The 23,891-nt window shown below is 36.1% G+C and carries 17 protein-coding genes; 5 read left to right on the forward strand and 12 right to left on the reverse strand.

From position 1 onward, the window contains the following. Positions 1-182: 182 nt before the first annotated feature. Positions 183-557: a DUF3899 domain-containing protein gene (locus tag MUA87_RS09415; RefSeq protein WP_105979523.1), complete on the forward strand. Its 375-nt coding sequence runs from the start codon at positions 183-185 to the stop codon at positions 555-557. Positions 558-998: 441 nt separating this feature from the next. Here MUA87_RS09415 and fabF read toward each other — a convergent pair whose 3' ends face one another. Then, complete coding sequence (gene fabF, locus MUA87_RS09420; protein ID WP_002481937.1) at positions 999-2,243, reverse strand: beta-ketoacyl-ACP synthase II; 1,245 nt, start codon at positions 2,241-2,243, stop codon at positions 999-1,001. An 11-nt stretch (positions 2,244-2,254) separates the two neighbouring features. Further along, positions 2,255-3,196 (reverse strand): beta-ketoacyl-ACP synthase III, encoded by a 942-nt coding sequence (locus MUA87_RS09425; protein WP_023015800.1) that lies wholly within the window; start codon positions 3,194-3,196, stop codon positions 2,255-2,257. Between the two features lie 259 nt (positions 3,197-3,455). On the opposite strand from MUA87_RS09425, the gene MUA87_RS09430 reads away from it, so the two are divergent. Next, entirely contained in the window at positions 3,456-3,659 is a 204-nt protein-coding gene (locus tag MUA87_RS09430) for a YjzD family protein (RefSeq protein ID WP_002481935.1), read from the forward strand. A gap of 99 nt (positions 3,660-3,758) precedes the next feature. Here the strand turns inward: MUA87_RS09430 and clpB are convergent, their stop codons facing one another. The 3 genes from clpB to MUA87_RS09445 all read right to left on the reverse strand — a co-directional run bounded on the left by clpB (position 3,759) and on the right by MUA87_RS09445 (position 9,088). Beyond that, positions 3,759-6,365 carry an ATP-dependent chaperone ClpB gene (gene clpB, locus MUA87_RS09435; protein ID WP_262550634.1) on the reverse strand — a complete coding sequence of 869 codons (2,607 nt, stop codon included), beginning with the start codon at positions 6,363-6,365 and terminating at the stop codon, positions 3,759-3,761. A gap of 259 nt (positions 6,366-6,624) precedes the next feature. After that, positions 6,625-8,478, reverse strand: a complete 1,854-nt coding sequence (locus MUA87_RS09440) for an acyltransferase family protein (RefSeq protein ID WP_083309968.1) — start codon at positions 8,476-8,478, stop codon at positions 6,625-6,627. A 301-nt stretch (positions 8,479-8,779) separates the two neighbouring features. Then, on the reverse strand, positions 8,780-9,088 hold the full coding sequence (locus tag MUA87_RS09445; protein ID WP_002481879.1) for a metal-sulfur cluster assembly factor: 309 nt from the start codon (positions 9,086-9,088) through the stop codon (positions 8,780-8,782). Between the two features lie 229 nt (positions 9,089-9,317). Here MUA87_RS09445 and MUA87_RS09450 point away from each other — a divergent pair, with 229 nt between their 5' ends. The 3 genes from MUA87_RS09450 to MUA87_RS09460 all read left to right on the forward strand — a co-directional run bounded on the left by MUA87_RS09450 (position 9,318) and on the right by MUA87_RS09460 (position 12,120). Beyond that, entirely contained in the window at positions 9,318-10,163 is an 846-nt protein-coding gene (locus tag MUA87_RS09450; protein ID WP_002481878.1) for a Cof-type HAD-IIB family hydrolase, read from the forward strand. A gap of 104 nt (positions 10,164-10,267) precedes the next feature. After that, entirely contained in the window at positions 10,268-11,590 is a 1,323-nt protein-coding gene (locus MUA87_RS09455; protein ID WP_002481877.1) for a CoA-disulfide reductase, read from the forward strand. 134 nt (positions 11,591-11,724) lie between these two features. After that, positions 11,725-12,120: a YisL family protein gene (locus tag MUA87_RS09460; RefSeq protein WP_002481876.1), complete on the forward strand. Its 396-nt coding sequence runs from the start codon at positions 11,725-11,727 to the stop codon at positions 12,118-12,120. Positions 12,121-12,295: 175 nt separating this feature from the next. Here MUA87_RS09460 and MUA87_RS09465 read toward each other — a convergent pair whose 3' ends face one another. The 7 genes from MUA87_RS09465 to MUA87_RS09495 all read right to left on the reverse strand — a co-directional run bounded on the left by MUA87_RS09465 (position 12,296) and on the right by MUA87_RS09495 (position 23,779). Further along, positions 12,296-13,207 carry a fumarylacetoacetate hydrolase family protein gene (locus MUA87_RS09465; protein WP_002481875.1) on the reverse strand — a complete coding sequence of 304 codons (912 nt, stop codon included), beginning with the start codon at positions 13,205-13,207 and terminating at the stop codon, positions 12,296-12,298. A 161-nt stretch (positions 13,208-13,368) separates the two neighbouring features. Next, the gene (gene addA / locus MUA87_RS09470; RefSeq protein WP_262550636.1) at positions 13,369-17,028 is read right to left on the reverse strand and encodes a helicase-exonuclease AddAB subunit AddA; all 3,660 of its coding nucleotides are present in this window, start codon (positions 17,026-17,028) and stop codon (positions 13,369-13,371) included. Beyond that, positions 17,025-20,495 (reverse strand): helicase-exonuclease AddAB subunit AddB, encoded by a 3,471-nt coding sequence (gene addB / locus MUA87_RS09475; protein WP_262550637.1) that lies wholly within the window; start codon positions 20,493-20,495, stop codon positions 17,025-17,027. Before addB ends, addA begins: the two co-directional genes overlap by 4 nt. 138 nt (positions 20,496-20,633) lie before the next feature. Further along, a complete protein-coding gene (gene lepB / locus MUA87_RS09480) occupies positions 20,634-21,200 on the reverse strand; it encodes a signal peptidase I (protein WP_002481872.1) in 567 nt (188 codons plus the stop codon). Positions 21,201-21,216: 16 nt separating this feature from the next. Further along, positions 21,217-21,741 carry a signal peptidase I gene (lepB, locus tag MUA87_RS09485; RefSeq protein WP_023015794.1) on the reverse strand — a complete coding sequence of 175 codons (525 nt, stop codon included), beginning with the start codon at positions 21,739-21,741 and terminating at the stop codon, positions 21,217-21,219. A gap of 15 nt (positions 21,742-21,756) precedes the next feature. Then, positions 21,757-22,320, reverse strand: a complete 564-nt coding sequence (locus MUA87_RS09490; RefSeq protein WP_262550640.1) for a TVP38/TMEM64 family protein — start codon at positions 22,318-22,320, stop codon at positions 21,757-21,759. Positions 22,321-22,447: 127 nt separating this feature from the next. Further along, positions 22,448-23,779: a glucose-6-phosphate isomerase gene (locus MUA87_RS09495; RefSeq protein ID WP_002481869.1), complete on the reverse strand. Its 1,332-nt coding sequence runs from the start codon at positions 23,777-23,779 to the stop codon at positions 22,448-22,450. Positions 23,780-23,891 lie beyond the last annotated feature (112 nt).

A 23,891-nucleotide genomic window follows, 5' to 3' on the forward strand; every position in this document is an offset into this window, starting at 1 on the left:
TTTGAATAATTTAAATGTTATAACAAAAAGTTCCGTCACACATGTGTAACAAATATAGCAATATCAATAGATTACGTGCTTTTTGTTTCTTGTATTTCTATTAAAAAAACTTTATAGTTATTACTAAATAAATGCTGATGAATTACTTTTAAATTTTTAATGAATCGAGAGGTAATCGTGATATGAATAAACATTTCCGATGGATTTTCTGGACAATATTCTCACCTGTTTTAAGTTTGATTATTTGGCTGTTTCGCGAACATACGTGGACTCAATTTATCGACATTTTATTCATTGTCAGTATGTTGCTTTTTATTGTCGGCTTCGTTTTCATCTTAGTTCAAGATGGTATCTTTGATGCGACAAGCTATGGTTTCAGGCGTTTGCGCTACCAAATGTCTAGTGCCAAACATCGTAAAGCACATGTTGATGATGAATTTATTAATCCTAAACAAGTTAAAAGAGAGGTCTATATTGTAGAACGTTGGACGATCTATTTAACTTTAGTCAATGTGGTTTATGTCATTTTATGTTTGCTGGCGACTTTCACTTTTTAACCACAAAAAAACGGCAGAGTGATTTCACTTTGCCGTTTTTTTCTACCTATTTAATTGCTAGTTTTATTTACCACACTTAATTTCAATTGTCTATTCAGGATATACAAAGGAAACTTTTCACATATTATACATCATCGACAAAATCTAAATTTTTAGTACTAAACAAGAAAATTTAACATAAGTTATTTATCTATTTTTTGTATTTTTTATTAATTTAATACGTTCATTGTAGGGTTTTCAGTGAAATATAGTAATAATCGCATGTCTTTTTGTATATTAAACCTGAAAAATCCATTCGTTTTGTTACACTATCGCATCTGTATATTCAATATGAATGCTCCTGCATAAAATACAATTGTATTTTCAGGAAAGACAAAAGCCAGATGTTTGGACTCTGATTTAGAATCCAAACATCTGGCTTATTTTTAGGTCTATTTAAAATTAGTCTTCAAATTTTTTCAATACTAAAACTGCGTTATGACCACCGAAACCTAAACTGTTACTCATCGCATATGTGATGTCTAAGTCTTGTGCTTCATTTGGCACGAAGTCTAAATCACATTCAGGATCTGGTGTTACCGCATGGATTGTTGGCGCAACTTTACTATCACGAATAGAAAGTGCTGAGAAGATAGCTTCTAAACCACCTGTAGCACCTAATAAGTGGCCAGTCATTGATTTAGTTGAGCTGACTTTTAAGTTTTTCGCAGCATCTCCGAATGTATTTTTAATCGCAAGAACTTCAGTCAAGTCACCTACTGGTGTACTTGTACCATGTGCGTTTAAGTATTGTACATCTTTCGGTTCGATACCTGCATCATCCATCGCAGCTTTCATTGCGCGAGAACCGCCTTCACCTTCAGGCGCTGGTGCAGTGATATGATACGCATCACCTGTTGAGCCATAACCAACGATTTCAGCGTAAATTTTCGCACCACGTGCTTGTGCTGATTCTAACGACTCAAGCACTACGATACCTGCACCTTCACCCATTACGAAGCCATCACGGCCTTCTTGGAATGGACGACATGCTGTTTCTTTGTCATTGTTTGTAGATAACGCACGGCTTGCGCTGAATCCAGCAATTGCCATATGTGTAATCGGCGCTTCACTACCGCCAGTTACCATCGCATCTGCATCACCGCGTTGGATAATTTTAAATGCTTCACCAATTGAGTTAGTACCTGTTGCACAAGCTGTCACTGTTGAACCGTTTGGTCCTTTAGCACCTAAATCAATTGATACTTGGCCTGTTGCCATATCAGGAATCAACATTGGTACGAAGAACGGACTGACACGGCGTGGTCCACGATTTAACAATTGGCTATGTGCCACTTCGAAAGTTTCCATGCCTCCGATACCTGAACCAATCCATACACCGATTCTGTCAGCTGTTTTATCATTAATATCCAACTTCGCATCTTGTACCGCTTCACGTGCCGCTACTACCGCATACTGTGTGAAACGATCCATACGACGTGCTTCTTTTCTATCGATATAATCTTCAACATTGAAGTCTTTTAATTCTCCGCCTAAATGAACATTGTAATCAGATGTGTCAATACGAGTAATCTCATCAATTCCGTTAACACCTTTTAAAGCGTTTTCCCATGACGTTTCTGCATCATTTCCTAATGGAGATAATGCGCCAATTCCTGTAATTACAACGCGTTGCTCTTTGCTCATACCTTATCCTCCTATTTTCCCCATCTTAATGTAATTGCGCCCCAAGTCAGGCCGCCGCCGAAACCGACTAGCACTAAGACATCGCCGTCTTTAATTCTGCCGTTTTCGAGTTCTTGTCCAATACTTAACGGAATAGAAGCCGCTGAAGTATTGCCGAATCTATCTACTGATACACTCATTTTTTCTTTTGGAATACCTAAGCGTTCACGAGCAGATTCCATGATTCTGATGTTCGCTTGATGCGGTACGAACATATCGACATCATCAGCAGTTAATCCGGCTTTATCCACTACATTACGAGAAGCTTCTCCCATAATACGAACCGCAAATTTAAACACTTCACGACCATTCATAAAGATTTTGCCGTTATCGTGGTTCAAGTATAAATACTTGCCGCCACTGCCGTCAGAACCCATTTCATAGCTTAAGATACCATGTCCTTCAGATACTTCACCGATTACTGCTGCACCTGCACCATCACCGAATAAAATAGCAGTCGAACGATCTGTTAAATCAGTAATTTTAGAAAGTTTATCCACACCGACTACTAAAATATTATGATAGTCACCTGACTGTATGTACTGTTTGGCAGTAATCAAGGAATACATAAATCCTGAACATGCTGCTAATTGATCCATCGTCGCAACTTTTCCTAAACCTAAACGGTCTTGCAACATATTTGCTACAGTTGGAAACGGGAAGTCTCCTGTTGATGTTGCGACAATTACCATATCTATATCTTCAGGTTTAATTCCTGCATCTTCAATTGCTTTCACACTTGCTTCATAAGCAAGATCTGATGTTTCTTCGTCTTCGCCTGCCCATCTACGTTCTTTGATTCCAGTCATTTTAGAAATCCATTCATCAGATGTTTCTAAAAACGATTCAAAATAGGCATTGTCTACTACTTTTTCTGGAACGTAAGTTCCAAAACCTTTAATACCCACATTCATGGTTCTACACCTTCTTAAAAATAATTTTAATACCAGGTATTAATTTATCATATTCTACTTTTTGAATACAAGTGCTTTATTCGTATCCATCATGACATTGCTTACACTATTATAATATTTGAACGCGCGTATCACAATAAATGTGATGTTGTTTCATCTTCTACAACTTGGCTCTTGTGTCGAATTTCCTGATTTCACTATACAAAGCAATCACTCTATTTTATAATTGAACTAAAGATGAAATATGGAGGCACAACAGATGAAATACATTATGGTACTATTCTGGTCTGTTTTGCTGCTTCAAATGGTTAACTTCGTGTTAAACAGTTTAGCCGGCGGCGGAACATTAGATATGGTTCTTCCATTAGTTTTAGCAGTTGTCTTTACACTTGCTATCGTTGCTTTAGACGCACTAATGAAACCTATTAAGCCATCTGCTGCAGAAGAAGACAGTAAACAATAACAGCCCGCATTTCGCATCCAGCAAAAGTTCTTGCTGGATTTTTTTATGTATGAAAACAGCCGTATCAAATGCGATACGGCTGTTTCTTTATATTAATCATTATATTTGTGCTTTTTCTACATCAAATTGTAAACCATCATCCTCTAAGTCAACTTTAATTGTTGTACCTTCTGGTAATGATTCTTTAATCATCATACGTGCTAATGGCGTTTCAATTTGACGTTGTACAAAACGTTTTAATGGACGCGCACCAAATTGCGGTTCATATGCTTCTTCACCCAACCATTTTTTCGCTGCGTCTGACACTTCAATTGAAATTCGTTGATCTAATAAGCGGATATTCAATTCTGCTAAGATTTTTTCTACAATCAAGCTCATGTCATCTACTGATAATGGACGGAATAATACAATATCATCCATACGGTTCAAGATTTCAGGTTTGAAGAATTGATTTAAATTATTCATGACTGCTTTTTCTGTGTCTTCTGTAATTACACCTGTTTCTTTCACTTGTTCAAGTAAAATTTGCGAACCGATGTTACTTGTCATAATAATGATTGTGTTTTTGAAGTCTACGTTACGGCCTTTAGAATCTGTTAAGTGACCTTCATCTAATAATTGTAATAACACGTTGAAGACATCAGAGTGTGCTTTTTCTACTTCATCTAATAAGATGACTGAGTAAGGATTACGACGCACTGCTTCTGTTAATTGACCACCTTCATCGTGACCTACATAGCCTGGAGGCGCTCCAATTAAACGAGAGACAGAGTGTTTTTCCATATACTCACTCATGTCGATACGAATCATGTGTTTTTCTGAATCGAATAAGCTAGAGGCTAATGCTTTCGCAAGCTCTGTTTTACCGACACCTGTTGGTCCTAGGAATAAGAAACTTCCGATTGGACGATTAGGGTCTTTAATACCTGCACGTGCTCTGATAACCGCATCTGCAACTAAATCAACGGCTTTATCTTGACCTACGACACGTTCATGCAAGATATCGTTTAAGTGTAGTAATTTGTCACGTTCACTTTCCACTAATTTTGTAACTGGAATACCTGTCCATTGACTGACGATATCTCCGATTTCTTCATCTGTCACAATTTCACGGATAATACGTTCTTCATCACCAACTTGATCATCTTGGAACGCATCTTCTAATTCACGTAATTCTTTTTCTAATTGAGGGATTTTACCGTGTTGCAATTCCGCTGCTTTTTCAAGATTATAGTTATTTTCAGCATCTTCTAATGCTTTACGGCTTTCATCAAGTTCTGCACGTTTTTCTTGTAGTTTCGCAATTTTTTCTTTTTCTTGTTCTACACGAGATTGTAACGCTGCTTGTTTTTCTTTTTCATTTGAAAGCTCTTCTTGAAGTTCTTTCAAACGTTGTTGACTGACACTGTCTGATTCATGTTGTAACGCATTTTCTTCAATTTCTAACTGCATTACACGACGGTTGACTTGGTCGAGTTCTGTTGGGTTAGAACCCATTTCTGTACGAATTGTCGCACATGCTTGGTCTACTAAGTCAATTGCTTTATCTGGTAAGAAACGATCTGTGATATAACGATCTGATAATTCTGCTGCAGCAACTAATGCACGGTCTTGAATACGTACACCATGATACACTTCATAGCGTTCTTTCAATCCACGTAAAATAGAGATCGTATCTTCTACATCAGGTTCAGACACGTTTACTTTTTGGAAACGACGTTCTAATGCTGAGTCTTTTTCAATATATTCACGATACTCATTTAAAGTTGTTGCACCGATACAGTGTAATTCACCACGTGCTAACATCGGTTTCAACATGTTGCCTGCATCCATCGCACCATCTGTTTTACCTGCACCGACTAGCATATGCAATTCGTCGATAAAGAGAATAATACGACCGTCAGCATCTTTAATTTCTTTTAAGACTGCTTTTAAGCGTTCTTCGAATTCACCACGGTATTTTGCACCAGCCACTAATGCGCTTAAGTCTAATTCGAAGATTGTTTTATCTAATAAGGATTCCGGCACGTCTTTTTTCACAATTCGTTGTGCTAATCCTTCAACAATCGCAGTTTTACCGACACCTGGTTCCCCGATTAAGACAGGGTTATTTTTCGTTTTACGACTTAAGATACGAATCGTATTACGAATTTCTTCATCTCTTCCGATAACTGGATCCATATTTCCTTGTCGGACTTCTTCTACTAAATCACGACCATATTTTTCAAGTGCTTCATAGTTCGCTTCTGGATTTTGTGATGTCACGTGATTTCCTCCTCTGATCTTCTTAATAATTTCTTTGATTACTTCATTTTTATTTCCGACGTATGATTTAGTTGTCTCATCAACTTCCATGGCTGCTAACAACACATGTTCCATTGATACAAACTCATCATCATAGTCTTTCATAATAGCTTCTGCTTTATTAAAAAGCGTATTGGTTTCATTGCCGATATATTGACCATATTGAATATTATCGCCTTTAACTGTCGCATGGCGTTTTAATTTTGAATCATATGCGTTCGCTAACTCACTCGTATCAATATTGGCACGTTCTAATACACTATTAAATAAACTATCTGTTTCTTTTAAGGCAGCTAATAACACCGCTTCTATTTCTACATTTTGTTGTTCATAGTCTTGTGCAAGTTGAATCGCTTGTTGTAACGCTTCTTGCACGGCATAGGTCATCTTATTTGCATCCATTCTCTTCACCTCTGTTACTCAGTATGCTTGCAAGTCCTTTTGACTTTGACTTTCTTTGACCTTATACATAGTATAGAGCATCGACCCTTTATTTTTCAACTTATAACGCTTCGTTTCAGTAAATTTTTCTTTTCTTTTTAAATCATTCCTCATATGCTTTACCACAAAACTTTTACCTATAACAAACTCACTCTAAATATAAGAAAAGAACTGAAATCAGCATTCATTTTCTGATTTCAGTTCTTGTATTCGTTTCTATTTATTTGTCTTTTTTACTGAGACCCATTGTTTTAATGATTTCATCAGATAATGCTTTAACACCTGGATATTCTAAATGAATACCGTCATATGCGAAGTATTCAGGATGTCCTGCAGAACGTTTATACCAATCTACGAGTTTAACGTTTTTATGTTCTTTAGCCGCTTCTTTCATCAATTGGTTAACGTGTCCTTCATAAGAACGCGGCACACGTGTGTTGACTAAATAGATGTCCGCTTTACCGAATGATGCGATGACATCATCTAATTGTTCTTTATTGAAGTCACCATTCGTACCTAATTCAATAATGACTTGGTCGCCTTTTTTATTATAGTGACTGTAATTTTGTTCGATTAATGGTTTAGCTTGGTACATATTACGTCCCACTTTACCATCAATGACTGAATGCGGTACTTGTTCTTTAAAGCGTTCACCAATATCAACCATAACAGAGTCACCGATTAATAAAGGTTTCACTTTATTGTATACTTCAACTTGTTCTTCTGGCTGCTTACCGCCGCCATTGCCTAAGAAATCAATTTTGCCATACGGCACTGGGCGTACCACATATTTATCAATTGAATTTGTATTGAATTGAGTCGCTTTATCCGCAGTTTTATCTTTACCGTAATGATCAAAGACACCTGCTAAAATTACCGCAAACGGAATCGCAATGACTAATAATGCCAGCCAATGAACCCAAATACGTTTTGATTTCGTTCTAAATGACAACATTTTAAAGCCTTGTTTTCTAAATGGTGTTTCAACATAACGATAAGACACTTCGGCCATAATGAATGTTAAAACAACATCTACGACATATACCCATACTGGAATTTGTCCTGCTACAAAGTAGCGATGCAATAATACGATAATTGGGAAATGCCATAAATATAAACTATATGAGCGTTGTCCGATATATACAAATAATGGATTGCCCATAAAGCGTGCTAATAAGCCGCTCGGATGTACCACACTTGCAATTAAGAAGAGTGTAATCCCTGAAATCAAGTAGAAACCACCGTTATAAATCCAGTAACTTTGGTCTTCTACAACGACAAATAAAGCCATTAAAATTGCTAATGAGATAACTCCCATCAAGTCAACTGACATACGTACCGCAAGCGGCGGATCTTTTCTCAAACGGTTCGGCGGCCATAAAAATGCAAGAATGACACCGAGTAATAACGTTTGCAAGCGTGTATCTGTACCGAAGTACACACGCGAGAAGTTCATGCCAGGATGTGTAATCCACACCATTGCTAATAATGAAGCTAATGAGATAATCCAAAATATCAATACAATTTGTTTATGTTTCTTAACTTTAGCCAGTAATAAAATCAAAACTAAAGGAAAGAATAAATAGAATTGTTCTTCAATCGCAAGAGACCATAAATGTTTTAAAGGTTCAAATGAAAATTGGTCGAAATAATTGACATCTTTAGCGATATACCACCAGTTAGAGACGTAAAAAATAGCCGCAATCGCATCTTGTTTAACACGAAGTATTTCATCTCTTTGGAATAACAACGTAAATATCGTAGTTACACTGACCACAAATAACATTGCTGGAATCAAACGTTTAATACGTCTGTACCAGAAGCGCTTTAAACTGATCGTTCCTGTTTGATGATGTTCTATTAATAAAAGACTTGTGATTAAATATCCAGAAATAACAAAGAACGTATCTACACCAAGAAATCCGCCTGAAAGCCATTGTTTATTTAAATGGTAGATAAGAATACCGAGCACAGCAATTGCCCTTAACCCATCTAAACCAGGCATATAGTTCATTTTTTTAGGTTTTTCAGGTGATGCACTGTTCTGAGCTGAACTGCGTTTCAAATTAGTCATGCATTTACCTTTCTTTCTGATTTAAGATTTTGCGTGGTTCATTGTGCTCTATGTATGTGACAGAACACGTGAGTGTCATAATTACCAATTGTAATATTAATGTAATATTCTTGCAATATCAAGATATTTTATAGTTATTTGAATAAATCTTTTATTTAGCATGAATCGCACAACTCATTTATAACAATTTTGTGAACAAGTACAATTCGGGATAAAAAAACGACTTATCGTCTTCAGCTATTTTTCATTAGCTTTAAACAAATAAGTCGTTTCATTTCTTATATCATTGGCATGATATCTCTTAGCTCACACCTAAAGCGATTTTCGCATAGCGTGACATCATATCTTTATTCCATGGCGGATTCCAAACAACATTCACTTCAGTATCTTGAATTTCTGGAATTTCTGCAAGCGCCATTTTGATTTGTTCAATAATTTGCGGTCCTAAAGGACAACCCATTGATGTTAGTGTCATCTCTACTTTACATAAACCATCGTCTTCGAGATTGACTTTATATACTAAACCTAAGTTGACGATATCAATGCCGAGCTCAGGGTCAATTACGTTTTCTAATGCACCTAAGATATTATCTTTTAATGCTTCATCCATTATATTCACCTCTTTTATGCAATTATGGTTATTATCAATATATCAAATATCCGACAAAACTCCAATAAAATGCTATTATAGGAATACATTCACAAAAAAATGAATCAGCCTATTTATAGACAATGTTTCATATAAGGAGATTGAGCAGTGTTTATACTCAATTCATCCATTTCATGCGTCAAACCGCATTTAGATTTATTTATCAACTTAAGCACAAGGAGATTATACTATGGAACCTTATTTAATTTGTTTAGATTTAGACGGAACATTATTAAACGATGAAAAAGAAATTTCACCATATACATTTAAAGTTTTACAAACGTTAAAAGAACAAGGCCACCATATCATGATTGCGACAGGCAGACCTTTCAGAGCCAGTCGTCCTTATTATGACCAATTAGGCTTAAATACGCCGATTGTCAACTTCAATGGCGCCTATGTTCATAATCCGACAGATGCTGACTTCCCTGTCACACATGAGACATTAGATCCAGACTTGGCCTCAAGTATTATTGACGCATTACGTAATATGCAGGTAAAAAATATTATCGCAGAAGTAAAAGACCATGTCTTTATCGATACGTACGATGAACATCTATTCGAAGGTTTCTCTATGGGCAATCCTAAAATTGAGACTGGAGATATCGTCAGCCAATTAAATGAATCACCGACTTCTATTTTAATCGAAGCCGAAGAGCATATGATTCCAAGAGTAAAACAAATGTTGTCACGTTTCTTCGCAGAAAGTATTGAACATCGCCGCTGGGGTGCGCCATTCCCAGTTATAGAGATTGTTAAACGGGGTATAAGTAAAGCGAGAGGAATTGATAGTGTGAAAGATGCACTCGGTGTAGACCGCAATCACATTATCGCTTTCGGCGACGAAGATAACGATACCGAAATGATTAAATATGCGAAACATGGCGTAGCGATGGATAACGGCTTAGATGAACTGAAACACATCGCAAAAGAAACAACTTATTCTAACAACCAAGACGGTATCGGCCGTTATTTAAATGACTTTTTCAGTTTAAATATTCCTTATCAAGAAAACGCAAACGTGCATTCTTGTTAATATAAATCTTATCAATTCAAGGTTTGCAAGTGTTTTAAAGACAATCTATTATGACACTTTGTATCAACCTTGTTTTTTTATTACATCATATTGGAGGTAAAAACATGACACATATTATTATTGTCGGCGGTGTCGCTGGCGGCGCAACAGTCGCAAGCCAATTACGCCGATTAAATTCAGACTATAAGATAACGGTGTATGAGAAAGATCGCGATGTGACTTTTGCGAACTGTGGTCTTCCCTATTATTTAGGCGGTATTATTCCAGATCGTTCGCAATTGCTCAATTACACACCTGAAGGTTTAAAAGAACAAAAAGATATCGATGCACATGTCTATCACGAAGTTACACATGTTGATCCTTCTAAAAAAGAAGTGACAGTCAAAAACAGAGAGACTGGCGAAACATTCACAGACAATTACGATAAATTAATTTTAAGTCCAGGTTGTCGCGCAAACTCACTCCCACTGGACACTGATATGGCCTTTACACTACGTAACCTGGAAGATACAGATGCAATTGAAAACTACATTAAACAAAATAATGTTAAAAAGGTGCTGATTGTCGGTGCCGGCTACATTTCATTAGAAGTCTTAGAAAACTTATATCATCACGGTTTAGAAACGGTATTAATCCACCGCTCAGATAAAGTCAATAAATTCATGGATCAAGATATGAACCAAGTGATTTTCGATGCGATGGATGAACGCAAAATTGATTATCGACTCAATGAAGAAATTGACACTGTAGAGGGTAAAACGGTGCACTTCAAATCAGGTAAACAAGAAGACTTCGACATGATTATTGAAGGGCTCGGTATTGTACCGAACAATGAATCATTTAAAGATACTGACATCAAATTAGATGACGATGGTTATGTCCCAGTCAACGCATACTTCCAAACGAACTTTGAAGACATTTATGCGATTGGCGACATTGCCTCTTACTATTATCGTCATGTTGACTTACCAACACGTGTACCGCTAGCTTGGGGTGCACATCGTGCTGCCAGCATTGTAGCACAACATATCGCTTTAGACAGTGCTCCGCCGTTTAAAGGCTTCTTAGGCGCAAATGCGGTGAAATTCTTTGATTATACTTTAACGAGTGTCGGTATCTCACCAAACGAATTGAAACACTTTAATTATGGTATGACTGAAAATGAACAATACAACCATGCCAGCTACTTCCCTGGCGCAGAACGTGTCCATTTACGTGTCTATTTCGACAAAGATACACGTCGTATTTTACGCGCTGCCGCAGTCGGTAAAGCAGGTGCAGATAAACGTATTGATGTACTTTCAATGGCCATGCAAAACAATATGACCATTGATGAACTAACTGAATTTGAACCAGCCTATGCGCCGCCTTATAGTTCACCTAAAGATATTATTAATATGGTGGGTTATAAAGCGCAATCTAAATAATATATATTATTTAGAGAAAATCCATAAAACCATCAAGCATTCAATAATAAATTCAAAATAATTATAATCATTATAATTAAGCTAAGGTTATATGTTATCATAGATACGGAATATTGAAGAAATGGGGAAATTACATGTTACATTTACACATTTTCAGCTGGGTCATCGGGATTATTTTATTTATCGCAGCTTATTTCAGTTTTAAATCACCCGGTGCACCTAAGAAAGCTTACAAACCGTTGCACATGGCATTACGTTTGTTCTTAGTACTGATCTTATTCAGTGGTGTGTGGCAAGTTGTTGTAGAATTCGCTACTGCAACAGGTAGTGCACATATGTTACTCACATTAAAAATGATTTGCGGTATCGCAGTTGTTGCTTTAATGGAAGTGACATTAATCCGTAAAGAACGTTCAGTTTCACACACAGGTTTATTCTGGGGTACGATCGTTCTAATCATTATCACAATGGCATTAGGCATTATCTTACCAGAAGGACCAATCTCAAGCCTATTCGGCATTGGTAATTAATAAACTATTTAAAGCTCGTCACATGTAGTAACGAGCTTTTCTTATTGCGTTTAAACTTTAAGTGAAAATTAATTTTTCTATTTTGGATATTAAAAGACCCGAGTTGAAACAAATTCATTTCAACTCGGGCTTTATTATAATAATATGCTTAATTAAAAAGCATGATAATTATTAATTACTCTTCTTCTTTAGAGATAAAGTTAGTTAAAGTACCGATATTATCGATTGTAACTTTAACTTCATCACCAGGTTGTAAATATTGAGGTGGATTCATACCTGCCCCAACACCTGATGGTGTACCTGTCGCAATGATATCACCTGGGTGTAAAGCAACAAATTTAGAGATTTCTGCGATCAATTCATCAATTTTAAGAATCATTTGACTTGTATTGCCATCTTGACGAATTTCATTGTTTACTTTTGTGACAATATTTACGTCTTCAGGTGTCGGTAATTCATCTTTAGTAACGATATAAGGACCCATTGGGCAACCGCCAGTTAAGCTTTTAGATAAAAAGGCTTGGTCTTGTTGACGTTGTGCTGTACGGTCTGTGATATCGTTAATGATTGTATAGCCGTATACATAGTCTAATGCTAAACCTTTAGGAATTTTCTCGCCTGATTTACCGATAACAACCCCTAATTCACCTTCATAATCCAATGTATCTGTAATATCTTTATGGTTAGGAATTGTTGATTCATCACCTGTTAAAGATGATGCTGCTTTAGTGAACACGTATAAGCGTTCTACACTATGATTCAATTCATCCGCATGCTCTTTATAGTTACGTCCGAATGCAATCACATTGTTCGGTGGTGTCACAGGTGGTAAAAATTCTAAGTCTGCAAATTGTACTTTATAGTCTTCTGAATTTGGACTATCTGTTGCTGCGACAACTGCTTTACGCACTTGCTCTTGGAAATCTAATGTATGGTTTTGTTCTAAACCTTCTAATAAAGTCTTAGGATGGAAGTCGCCTTCACCAAAATCTGCGAAAACTTTTCTTAAATCCCAAGCTGCTTCTTCACGTTTTACTTTCACACCATACGATGTTTCATCATTATATTTGAATGATAAAAATTTCATTCAATATCAGCTCCTCATCTCAATCTTAATTTACATTATAACTGTATTTTCAGAAAAATAACAAATATTTAATAAACACTTCCAAATATAGGGAGTGATAATATGAAAATACAAACTAAACGTCTAATCCTCTTAATTATCTCTACCCTGTCCATTTGGAATTAATGCGAAGTGTCATCTAATCTTAATTCACCGTATTGGAAGAAATACAGCGAACCTTTGACTTTCGTGTTTAAAATCGTCTCAAGTGCGGCTTGATAATAGTACATTTGTACTTTATAACGCGCTTTTAATTTTTCGCCGACTTCTTCATCTGTTTCACTTTTTCGTTGGTTAAAGGCATCAGTTTTATAGTCCACAAAGTAATACTGATCATCTTGTCGATAAATCAAGTCAATCATCCCTTGGATAATTGAAACATCTTCATTTTGATCCATTTCGTGATCAACTTTACTTTGGTTAACCACAAAAGGTACTTCGCGCATAATCTGGTCACTTTGCGCAATCTTCATATAAAGATCACTATTGATGAATTTAACAACTTCTTTCATACGAATGTCTTGTTTCGCATCATCTTCGATAATATTCTTCTCAATCAAATGATCAATATATTGATCTAATTCATCTTCAGTCATACGCTCAGTTTTAAACGGTAAATGCTGCATCACTGTATGCATCAATGTTCCGATTTCATTAGCTTTACGTTTTTGATGTTGACGTAAAAATTGCGGACGTTCATAAGTCGAAGCACCTAAACGGTATTGGCGGACACGTTCATAACTTGTGCCGCTTTCTTCTGTTTCTAACTGACGTTTCAATTCAGATACAGATTGTTTCGTCGGTTTGACCATATCTTTTTGATATGGATATTCAAACGCTAATTGTTGTTCAATTTGACGTTCTACTTCTGGTTGACCAGACTGATAATCAATAATATCTGCCACCGTACGATAATCTTCTTTGTCTTCTTCTGTTTCATCTGGTTTGATATCACTATAATCATCGATTTGAATTTCTACTTTAGGTTGAAGCGGTAATGCTAAATCATTAATATCTTGTTCAAACTTCAAATCATTAGTAATGCTGTGAGATTGATATTTCGCATAAATCGGATAAATCAGTTCAAATGGCGTTTTCGCACTCAAACGGTAACTAACAGGCAACTTATCTCCTGCAATCGCTGTACCGACCATTTTATCTAATGCTTGTTCGCTCTTCACACGTCCAATTAAGAATAATTGCTCTTTGGCTCTTGTTAAGGCTACATACATTAAACGCATTTCTTCAGAAATAATTTCATTTTCATTAATGGCTTTAAGTGTCACAGAGGCAAGTGATGGGAACGTGATATCTAGTTCAGTATCAAAGTAAGTTAAACCTAATCCGTATTTTTGATTTAAAATCACTGGTTGACTTAAATCCTGTTTATTAAACTGTTTACTTAATCCAGAATAAATCACAAATGGGAACTCTAAACCTTTACTAGAGTGAATGGTCATCATACGTACCACATCATCATTCGGACCAACGACATTCTCTTCACCGAAGTCTTGACCTCTTTCAATTAATTCATCAATAAATCGAATAAACTGGAAGAGTCCTCTGAAGCTGGATTTCTCGAATTCTACAGCTTTATTGAATAAACCATAAAGGTTTGCACGTCTGCCTTTACCGCCGATTAAACCACTGAAATATTGAATCACAAAGCGATCATTGTAGAAGCGGTCAATCAATTGATAGACTGGATGTTTTAAACTGAACGCTTGATAAAACGCTAAATCATCTAAGAAGTCTTGAAGTTTTTGAACTAAGCGCACATCCGCTTCTTCACTCTGCATATAATGCTGAATCGATTGATAGAAATAATCATCATTCGGACTGACAATACGAATACTTGCGAGTTCATCTTCTGTAAATTGATAGATAACAGAACGCATCAGACCGACTAAATAGATATCTTGAAGCGGGTTATCTACCGTTCTTAAGAAAGATAAGACCAGTCTGACTTCAGTTTGTTCAAAGTACCCTTCTTTACTATTTACATGAAACGGAATATCTCGGTCTTTAAACACCTGCTGCAATGCACGAGAACGACTATATCCACGCTCTAAAATCACAATATCTTTATACGTCGGTTTACGATAAGTCTTGTTCTTAATGTCATAGACTTCATGTTGATTTAAAATGGTTTCAACTTGATCTGCAATATATTCCGCTTCTTGTTCATCACCTGTAAGTTCAGATTCTGCTTCTTCTACTAAAACATTTAAATGTAATGGGTGCGGTCTATCATCAAACGGTGCACCGAAATACAATTGTGCCGCTTCATCATAAATAATCTCACCGACTGCTTCATCCATCATATGCTTAAACAAATAGTTGGTTGTAGATAATACTTCAGGTCTAGAACGGAAGTTTTGCGATAAATCAATGCGCATGCCAGAACTGCCATCTATATTGAAACGATTGTATTTTTCAATAAACAAACTAGGATCCGCTTGTCTGAACTTATAAATCGATTGTTTCACGTCACCAACCATGAAGAGATTACCATTTGTTTCGTCGCCGCGTTTCAAACAACTTAAAATCTGTTCTTGTACGCGGTTGGTATCTTGATACTCGTCCACTAAGATTTCGTCGAAACGGTCACGATAATGACGTGCAATTTCAGTCGGATTCCCTGCTTCATCCATTAAAATTTGCAACGCAAAGTGTTCATAGTCAGAGAAATCTAAGATATTACGACTACGCTTTTTGAGGCTGAACTGTTCAATCACATCTTGTGTAATCTGTGCTAATACCGCTACCCTAGGTGCTAGCGTCTGCATATCTGCTTTTAAATCTTCTGCTGAACGTGAGAAATATTCTTTTTTCACTTTCTCAACTGCTGCTTTATAGTCATCATAATATGATTTTGCGAGTTTTAAGCCGTCTTCAAAGCCTTCATTCGCTTCTTTAAGCTTCTTGGTAATACTTGGAAAACGCTTTGGCAATTGATGTTCACTGATTAATTCAGTGTTTAACACATCTCCTTCCATAGCAAGTGCTAAAAACGCACGCTCACCTTCAACCACTTCTAAATGTTTTTCGACGCCTGCGAATTCATGGTATAAGTCGTAACTCTTATTTAAATTTTCAAGTGCCGTATACATATAGACTTTCGCAATATTAATCAATAAGTTTAAGTACTCATCTTGAGTGTCAGTATTGTTATAAGGTTCTACTAATGATGACAGCCAAGCCATCGGTTGTGGATTCGCAACTGAAAAATAATACAGATTCTTAATGATTTTTCTGAACTTGTCATCACTTCTATCAGAAGATAAATGTTCTGTTAAATCAATAAAGGCTGGATCTAACGCATCATAATATTGTTCTAATACTTCATCTATAGTTTGTTCTAAGAGTAAGATGTTTTCAGCCTCGCTGCTGGTTCTGAAATTCGGATCAATTTCTAGCACATCATAATGTTGCTGGATAAGTTTTAAACAAAAACTATGCAACGTCGAAATTTGAGCTTGATGAATTTTAACGCGTTGATTTTTCAAGTGTGTATTACTTGGATTTTCTAAAGATGCTTGTTGGATACGTTGTTCGACGCGGTGCTTCATCTCACGTGCACTTAAATTGGTAAACGTCACAACTAATAAACGGTCAACATCAACCTCATCACGTAAGATACGTTGAATAATTCTTTCAACCAATACAGCCGTTTTACCAGAACCCGCTGCAGCTGCTACTAAAGTATCTTGGCCTTTCGCGTAAATACTTTTCCATTGGCCGTCTGTCCAAATCACATCATTCGGTTTTTCTGGTATCATGCGTCATCCTCCTCTTCTTCTGATGCTACTTTCAATAATTCTATCGGGTTGATCGTTTCATCTACTGTACGATAACGTTTACTGTCAATCATGCCGTCCACATGACACACGGAACGATAATTACAAAAACGACACGGTAACTTTTGATCATATTTCATCGGAGCGACCTCCGTATGGCCATCCATTATATCAGACGCAATTTGTGTGAAGTTCTGCTTATTATGTTCAATAAATTTATAAATTGTATCTGTATCTGCGACTGGATTGCTTTTACCTAATGCGCCGCTTTTCAACATATTCAACGGAACAATATCAGAAGTAAATTGAGGTTCTAAGCGTGAATCTTCTGCCTCAATCACATCTGGATCATTGTTGACCAAGCCGCTTAATCTAAAGGATTTCAATAATTCTTTTTGACGTTTCTCTTCATCAATATCTGCCCAATTTGAGAACTTTACACGTGGTTCATGGACATGGAAATAAAGTAAGCCGCCAGGTTCAGTTTGTGCTGCTAAGTTTAGTCTTTCTTTATTTTGAAGCACAACATCCATATACGTCATCATCTGCATTTGGAGTCCATAATACACTTTAGTTAAATCTAATTCTGAACTGCCTTCTGATGACTTGTAGTCGATAATATTCACAAAACTGCGGTCTTGGTTCGTATACGTGTCAATACGGTCGATTTGGCCACGGATATTAATCGGTATGCCTTGTGTAGTATATAACGCTTCTGCTTGAAGCTGATCTGGATTTTTCGGTTTTCTTCTAAATGATTTTTCAAACGCTTGAGGTCTGAATTTAGAGAAACTGCCTTGGTATTTCAACGCAGTCAATGTAGATTGAACAATCGCGCCGATACGTTGAGACATATAACGATAATGCGCAGTAGAATTCAATAGATTGTATTGCACTGTCGGCAATATTTGTTCTAAAGCTTCTGTTGTTAATTGACGTATCTGTTGATTTGTCAGGTTTTTGAAATCCCCTTGAACTTTATCCGCAATATATTTTAAAACCGCATGGAAGATATCACCTAAATCAAAGTTTTCTAGTTTATATTTTGTACGTTCGTTCAAGCGTAAACCATGAGAGGCATAGTGTTTGAACGGACAATTTTGGTAACCTTCAAAACGCGATACACTGGCATTAATAGTTGACCCATACAAATCTTTTGTTTGTGTTTCATTCAGTTGTACGGTTTTATTATCATACGTCAATGCAGATGTCAGATAGTTTAAACCTTGTTTCAATTTATCGTGATGCATCATTGCTTGATACGCATCTAACCAAGACTCTGCGGTTAATTCATGATGCAACCAACTTTGAAGAGCTTCAAATAGATTGATTTTTGTTTGATGTGGGTGTTCCATTAACGTTAATGGATTTTGTTGTGCAATAAAGGCGATATTTTGCACCTCTAAATTCGTATATAAATCTTTGATACTTTGGATAAATGGACTTGCTTCTTTTTCATCATTATTTAAGCCCATTAAGCTGTATGAGAATGTCACATAAGTAGTTGCACGTGTCATCGCAATATAGCACACAAAGGCTTCATCCATTTGTAAGATATCTGCCGTCGGACTCAGTTCTAATTGCGTTTCTTCTTGGAAGTATTTTTTCTCTTCATCACTGATTAAGCTTGAATTAGAGATCGCTTGGGGCATAATGCCATCATTCATACCCACAATATAGACATGCGTTTTATTATCTACTTTTGCTAAGTCCATCGTACCGATAGACACTTGGTCTAAAGTTTGTGGAATCATGACGAATTCTAATTGTTCTAAGCCGACATCGAATAATTCTAAGAAGCGTTTTTGTGACATTTCAGTATCTCCAAAGACTGTCGCAAGATCATCTAATGTTTGAATCAAACCATTCCAAACTTGATCAAGTTCTTCAGCTTGTTGATGTTTGCCTGCTAAATCTAACTCATCACGTTCAGTCATTAATTGACTCGGTAAATTAAAGGCTTCGCATACTTTATAGAAAGCAGCCGCAAATTCTACTGCGGTATGTACTTCACTTAAAGCTTGTTCAAATTTTAAAATATGATGCATCACAAAATCTTTTAAATCAATGACACGACGATACACTTCTTCTGTTTCTTCTGTCATCGGTTGGCGCTTTAAGCCCATTTGATTAAATTGTTCGATTTTGAAGTAGCTGTCATCTATCCAACGCTTTCCATAAATACCTCTTTCTAAAACAAAGTTTTCTAAGATATCTGTAAGGTAACGGCTATCTTCGTATTTACGTGTCAGCACTTGTGTTTTAAATAAGCGCATCAATGGTTCAAAACTCCATTTTGTTTCGATAACTTCAATGAGTGAACGTAGCATCTCCATCACTGGATGATGCGTCATAGATTTTTTTGTATCAATATTAAATGGAATATCGTATTCAGGCATGACACTTTCCATTAAATGTGCGTAGGCTTCATCACGGTAGAGAATAGCGACGTCTTGGAAGCGGATATTTTCTTCACGTGCTTTACGAATAATATCTCGCGCAATCGCATTCACTTCTTCACGTACATTAGAAGCTTCTAAAATATTAACGTGTCCGTTGTTTGGTTGCGGATTAACTTGAAGTGCGTCAAATTGTGTTTCTAATTGGTTTAAATCTGAATTGTCGAAACGATATTGTGTTGTAAACAGACGTTGGTTCAAGTTAATATTTAATCGATTCGCAATCTCTTCTAAATGCGTTAATACAGATGATGTCTTTCTAAATAAACTGAATGGGTCTTTATTGCCATCAGTTGTCAGTAAAACATTTACAGATTTGGCATGTTTAACTAATGTTTCAATCATTAAATACTCAAGTGTTGAGAAGTTATGGAAACCATCTATGTATATCTCAGCACGTTTTAACCACTCAGAGTTTTCCATACATTCTACAAACTTATAAAGTGTATCTTCTGAAGAAACAAAGTTGCCTTTTAATCGTTCTTCTAAATGATGATAAACTAACGCAATATCATGCAGCTTATCTTGTGTTCTCGGTTGAAGCTGATTTTCAGCGATAAATAAATCTAATTGGTCAGGTGTGACCGCATACTTTTTAAAGTCTTGGATTTGTTCTGTCAATTTAGAACTGAAACCATAATACTTAACTTGCGATTGGTATAAATTTAATGATTTACGTTGGTCTTGCAAGATATCAAAGACCATCATTTCCATAGCACCTTTTGAAACGTAATCTTCTGTCAGACCACCGATTTCTTGAAAGATTCTATGACTGAGTCGTTCAAAGTGAAGGACTTCTGCACGTAAACTCCCGTTTAACTCTGGATCTTTCACAAAGTCTTGTTCAATTTGGAATGTACTTTGTGTCGGCGCAATGATAATAATCGGATCACCTAAAGGATCTTGTTTCATTTTTTGTTTGATTTCGTCTAACATCGCATGGGATTTTCCAGTTCCCGCACGACCGATATATGCGTTAAATTCAGTCACCTTTCTCACCTCTTTGTCATTTATTGTAGCACATATGTTCTCATAGTTTCGTGCTTCTTCCCTTATGAATGTAAAAAGAGTTGATACTTATTTTTGAATGAAAGTATCAACTCTTTTTCGTCTAATCTATCTTAACATTTAATTTTCTGCTGGATTGAAGTTCACTTTGAATTTCGTTAAAGGCCAGTAACGCAAGCTGACTTTACCGACAACTTGATCTTCTTTAATTAAACCGAATGAACGGCTATCTTTACTCACTTCACGGTTATCCCCAAGTACTAATAATTTTCCTTTTGGAATTTTATTTGTGCCGTCTGAGTTAGGCAAGTTTTTAACTTGAAGTGTACCTGTGATTTCATCGTAACTTTTATGTTTTTCATTATAATCTAAGTACGGTTCTTTCACTTTTTTACCATTTACATACAATACATCATGTTTGTATTCTACACTGTCACCAGGTGTTCCGATGACACGTTTGACATAGTCGCTGTTTTTATCTGCATGGAAGACAATTACGTTACCTTTATCAAGACCGCCCATTTTAAAGCCGATCACATTGACGATAACTTTTTCACCGTCTTTTAACGTCGGGAACATAGAATCTCCGCGTACAGTATAAGATTTAGCAACAAAATTATAAATCAATAAGATTAAAACCAATGCTATAGCTATGGCTATAATCCATTCTTTCAATTCTTTTTTCACTGTAAAAACACCTCAATTATTCATTAAATGAAATTTTAAAATCACGCCATGGATAATATCTTAAAAACACAGTCCCCACAATATCTTGCTGATGTATCGTTCCGAATTTTCTCGAATCGTTTAAATCAGAGCGATCATCATTCAATATTAAATAGTGTTTAGGTGCTAAGATATCTCCTTCTGAATGTTTAATATTGCGTAATGCTAGGGTTTGAATAGGATGTTGTACCTGATAACTTTCATGTACTTGTTGGTCATCTCGATACAATTGACCCGCTTTTATTTCGACAGACTCACCAGGTGTCCCAATGACTCGTCCAAAGTAGATACGTCCTTGATGACGATACATGATGATATCACTATTATGTATTTGGTTGAAAGTGGTTTGTACTTTACTGACCAAAATACGATCATCCTGATGCAATGCAGGTGACATCTGATTAGAATGTACCACTGCACCGATTAAGATAAAAGCTTGAATCAACATTACAATAATAATCGCAATTATCAAGGAAAGCAAATATTTTACAATTTTTCTCACTATTTATCTCCTTCGTTATTTTATAAAACGACGCTCCAACTTTCTGCTGATTACCCAAAGTCCAGCTAAAATCACAATCACTGACATGACACGAATCGGGCTTTCTAAAATGCTATGCATTTCTCTGCCTAAAATACCTGTTAAAGCCATCGCAATCAAGTTTGAGACAGCTAATATAATGAAGAAAGTCTGACGTTTCATTTGAGACAAGCCAGCCACCACATTCATTAAAGAACTTGGGGTAAATGGAAAGCACAATAAAATGAAAATAGGTGCCACACCTTGATGATTCACAAACCCCAAAAACTTTTGAACTTCTTTTCGTTCTTTGACTTTATCCATGAATTTAGTGTTCGCAAAATAACGTATGATTAAAAAAACAACGAAACTCCCTAAAAATGTGCCCAGCCATGAGATTATAATTCCTAAAAATAATCCGAATGTATCTACATTAACAAACACAAATACGAACATCGGTAAAATAGGAATAAATGATTCTAAAAACGGTAATAAAAACCCAAGTATATCCCCATAGTCACCCATTGCTCGCATCCACTGTTCAATTTGATGTGCTGACATAACTCCACCTGTCTCTCATTCATCTTCGATTACTACTATTATATAGGGAACAGGTGTATTTTGAAACTAAAAAAAGAACTCCCATATTACTAGTCAGCAATATGAGAGTCTTATATTTATTTCAGAATTATAAACGTTCTTCTAATTCTTGTTTTTTATCTTCGTAACCTGGTTTACCAAGTAATGCGAACATATTTTGTTTATATGCTTCTACACCTGGTTGGTTGAATGGGTTAACACCTAATTGGTAACCGCTCATCGCACAAGCTAATTCGAAGAAGTATACTAAATAACCGAATGTTTCTGGATCAATGCTTGGCACTTTAACCACTAAGTTTGGTACTTCGCCGTCTGTGTGCGCAAGTAATGTACCTTCAAACGCTTTTGTATTTACTTCATCAATTGTTTTACCAGCAAGGTAGTTCAAGCCATCTAAATCATCTGCATCTTCTTCGATTGTAATATCGAATTTAGGATTTTCAACTTTAACCACTGTTTCGAATAAGAAACGACGGCCTTCTTGTACGTATTGTCCTAATGAATGCAAGTCAGTTGTGTAGTTAGCACTTGAAGGATAGATACCTTTGAAGTCTTTACCTTCAGATTCGCCGTATAATTGTTTCCACCATTCATTGAAGTATTGTAATGATGGTTCATAGTTGATCAACATTTCAGTTGTATAACCTTTAGCGTATAAAATATTACGTAATGTCGCATATTGATATGCGATGTTTTCAGATAAGTCATCTGATTTCAATTCTTCACGCGCTTTAGCAGCACCATCCATCATCGCTTGGATATCAATGCCTGCAGCTGCAATTGGTAATAAACCTACTGCTGTTAATACTGAATAACGGCCGCCTACATCATCAGGTACTACGAATGTTTCGTAACCTTCGTTTGTTGCTAATTGTTTTAAAGCACCTTTTTCTTTATCTGTAGTCGCAAAGATACGAGATTTTGCTTCTTCTTTACCGTATTTATCTTCTAATAACTGTTTAAAGAGTCTGAAAGCAACAGCCGGTTCAGTTGTTGTACCTGATTTAGAAATAACGTTGACTGAATAATCTTTACCGTCAAGGTATTCAATTAAATCATGTAAGTAAGTTGATGATAAGTGGTTACCCGCAAATACGATTTCAGGATATTCATCACTTGTTCTGAATGCTGAACTTAACATTTCAATCGCAGCACGCGCACCTAAATAAGAACCACCGATACCGATCACAACTAATACATCAGAATGTTCTTTGATGCGTTTAGCTGCTTCTAAGATACGAGAGAATTCTTCTTTGTCATAATCTACTGGTAAATCTAACCAGCCTAAAAAGTCGTTGCCTGCGCCTGTACCTTCGTGAATAACACGATGAATTGTTTTTACGATTTCTTGTTGTTGTGTTAATTCGTGTTCGTCAACGAATTTTAAAGCTTTACTATAGTCTAGCTCAATATGTGTCATTTGAACTGCCTCCTGCTTTTTGATTTCACTCATATTTTACTAAATTTCTGATAATACAATCAATAAAACTGTCTATGAAATTGAAGGACTCGTCTTAATTGTGAAAAAATCG

This window comes from Staphylococcus simulans (assembly GCF_025561465.1).
Taxonomy (GTDB): Bacteria; Bacillota; Bacilli; order Staphylococcales; family Staphylococcaceae; genus Staphylococcus; species Staphylococcus simulans.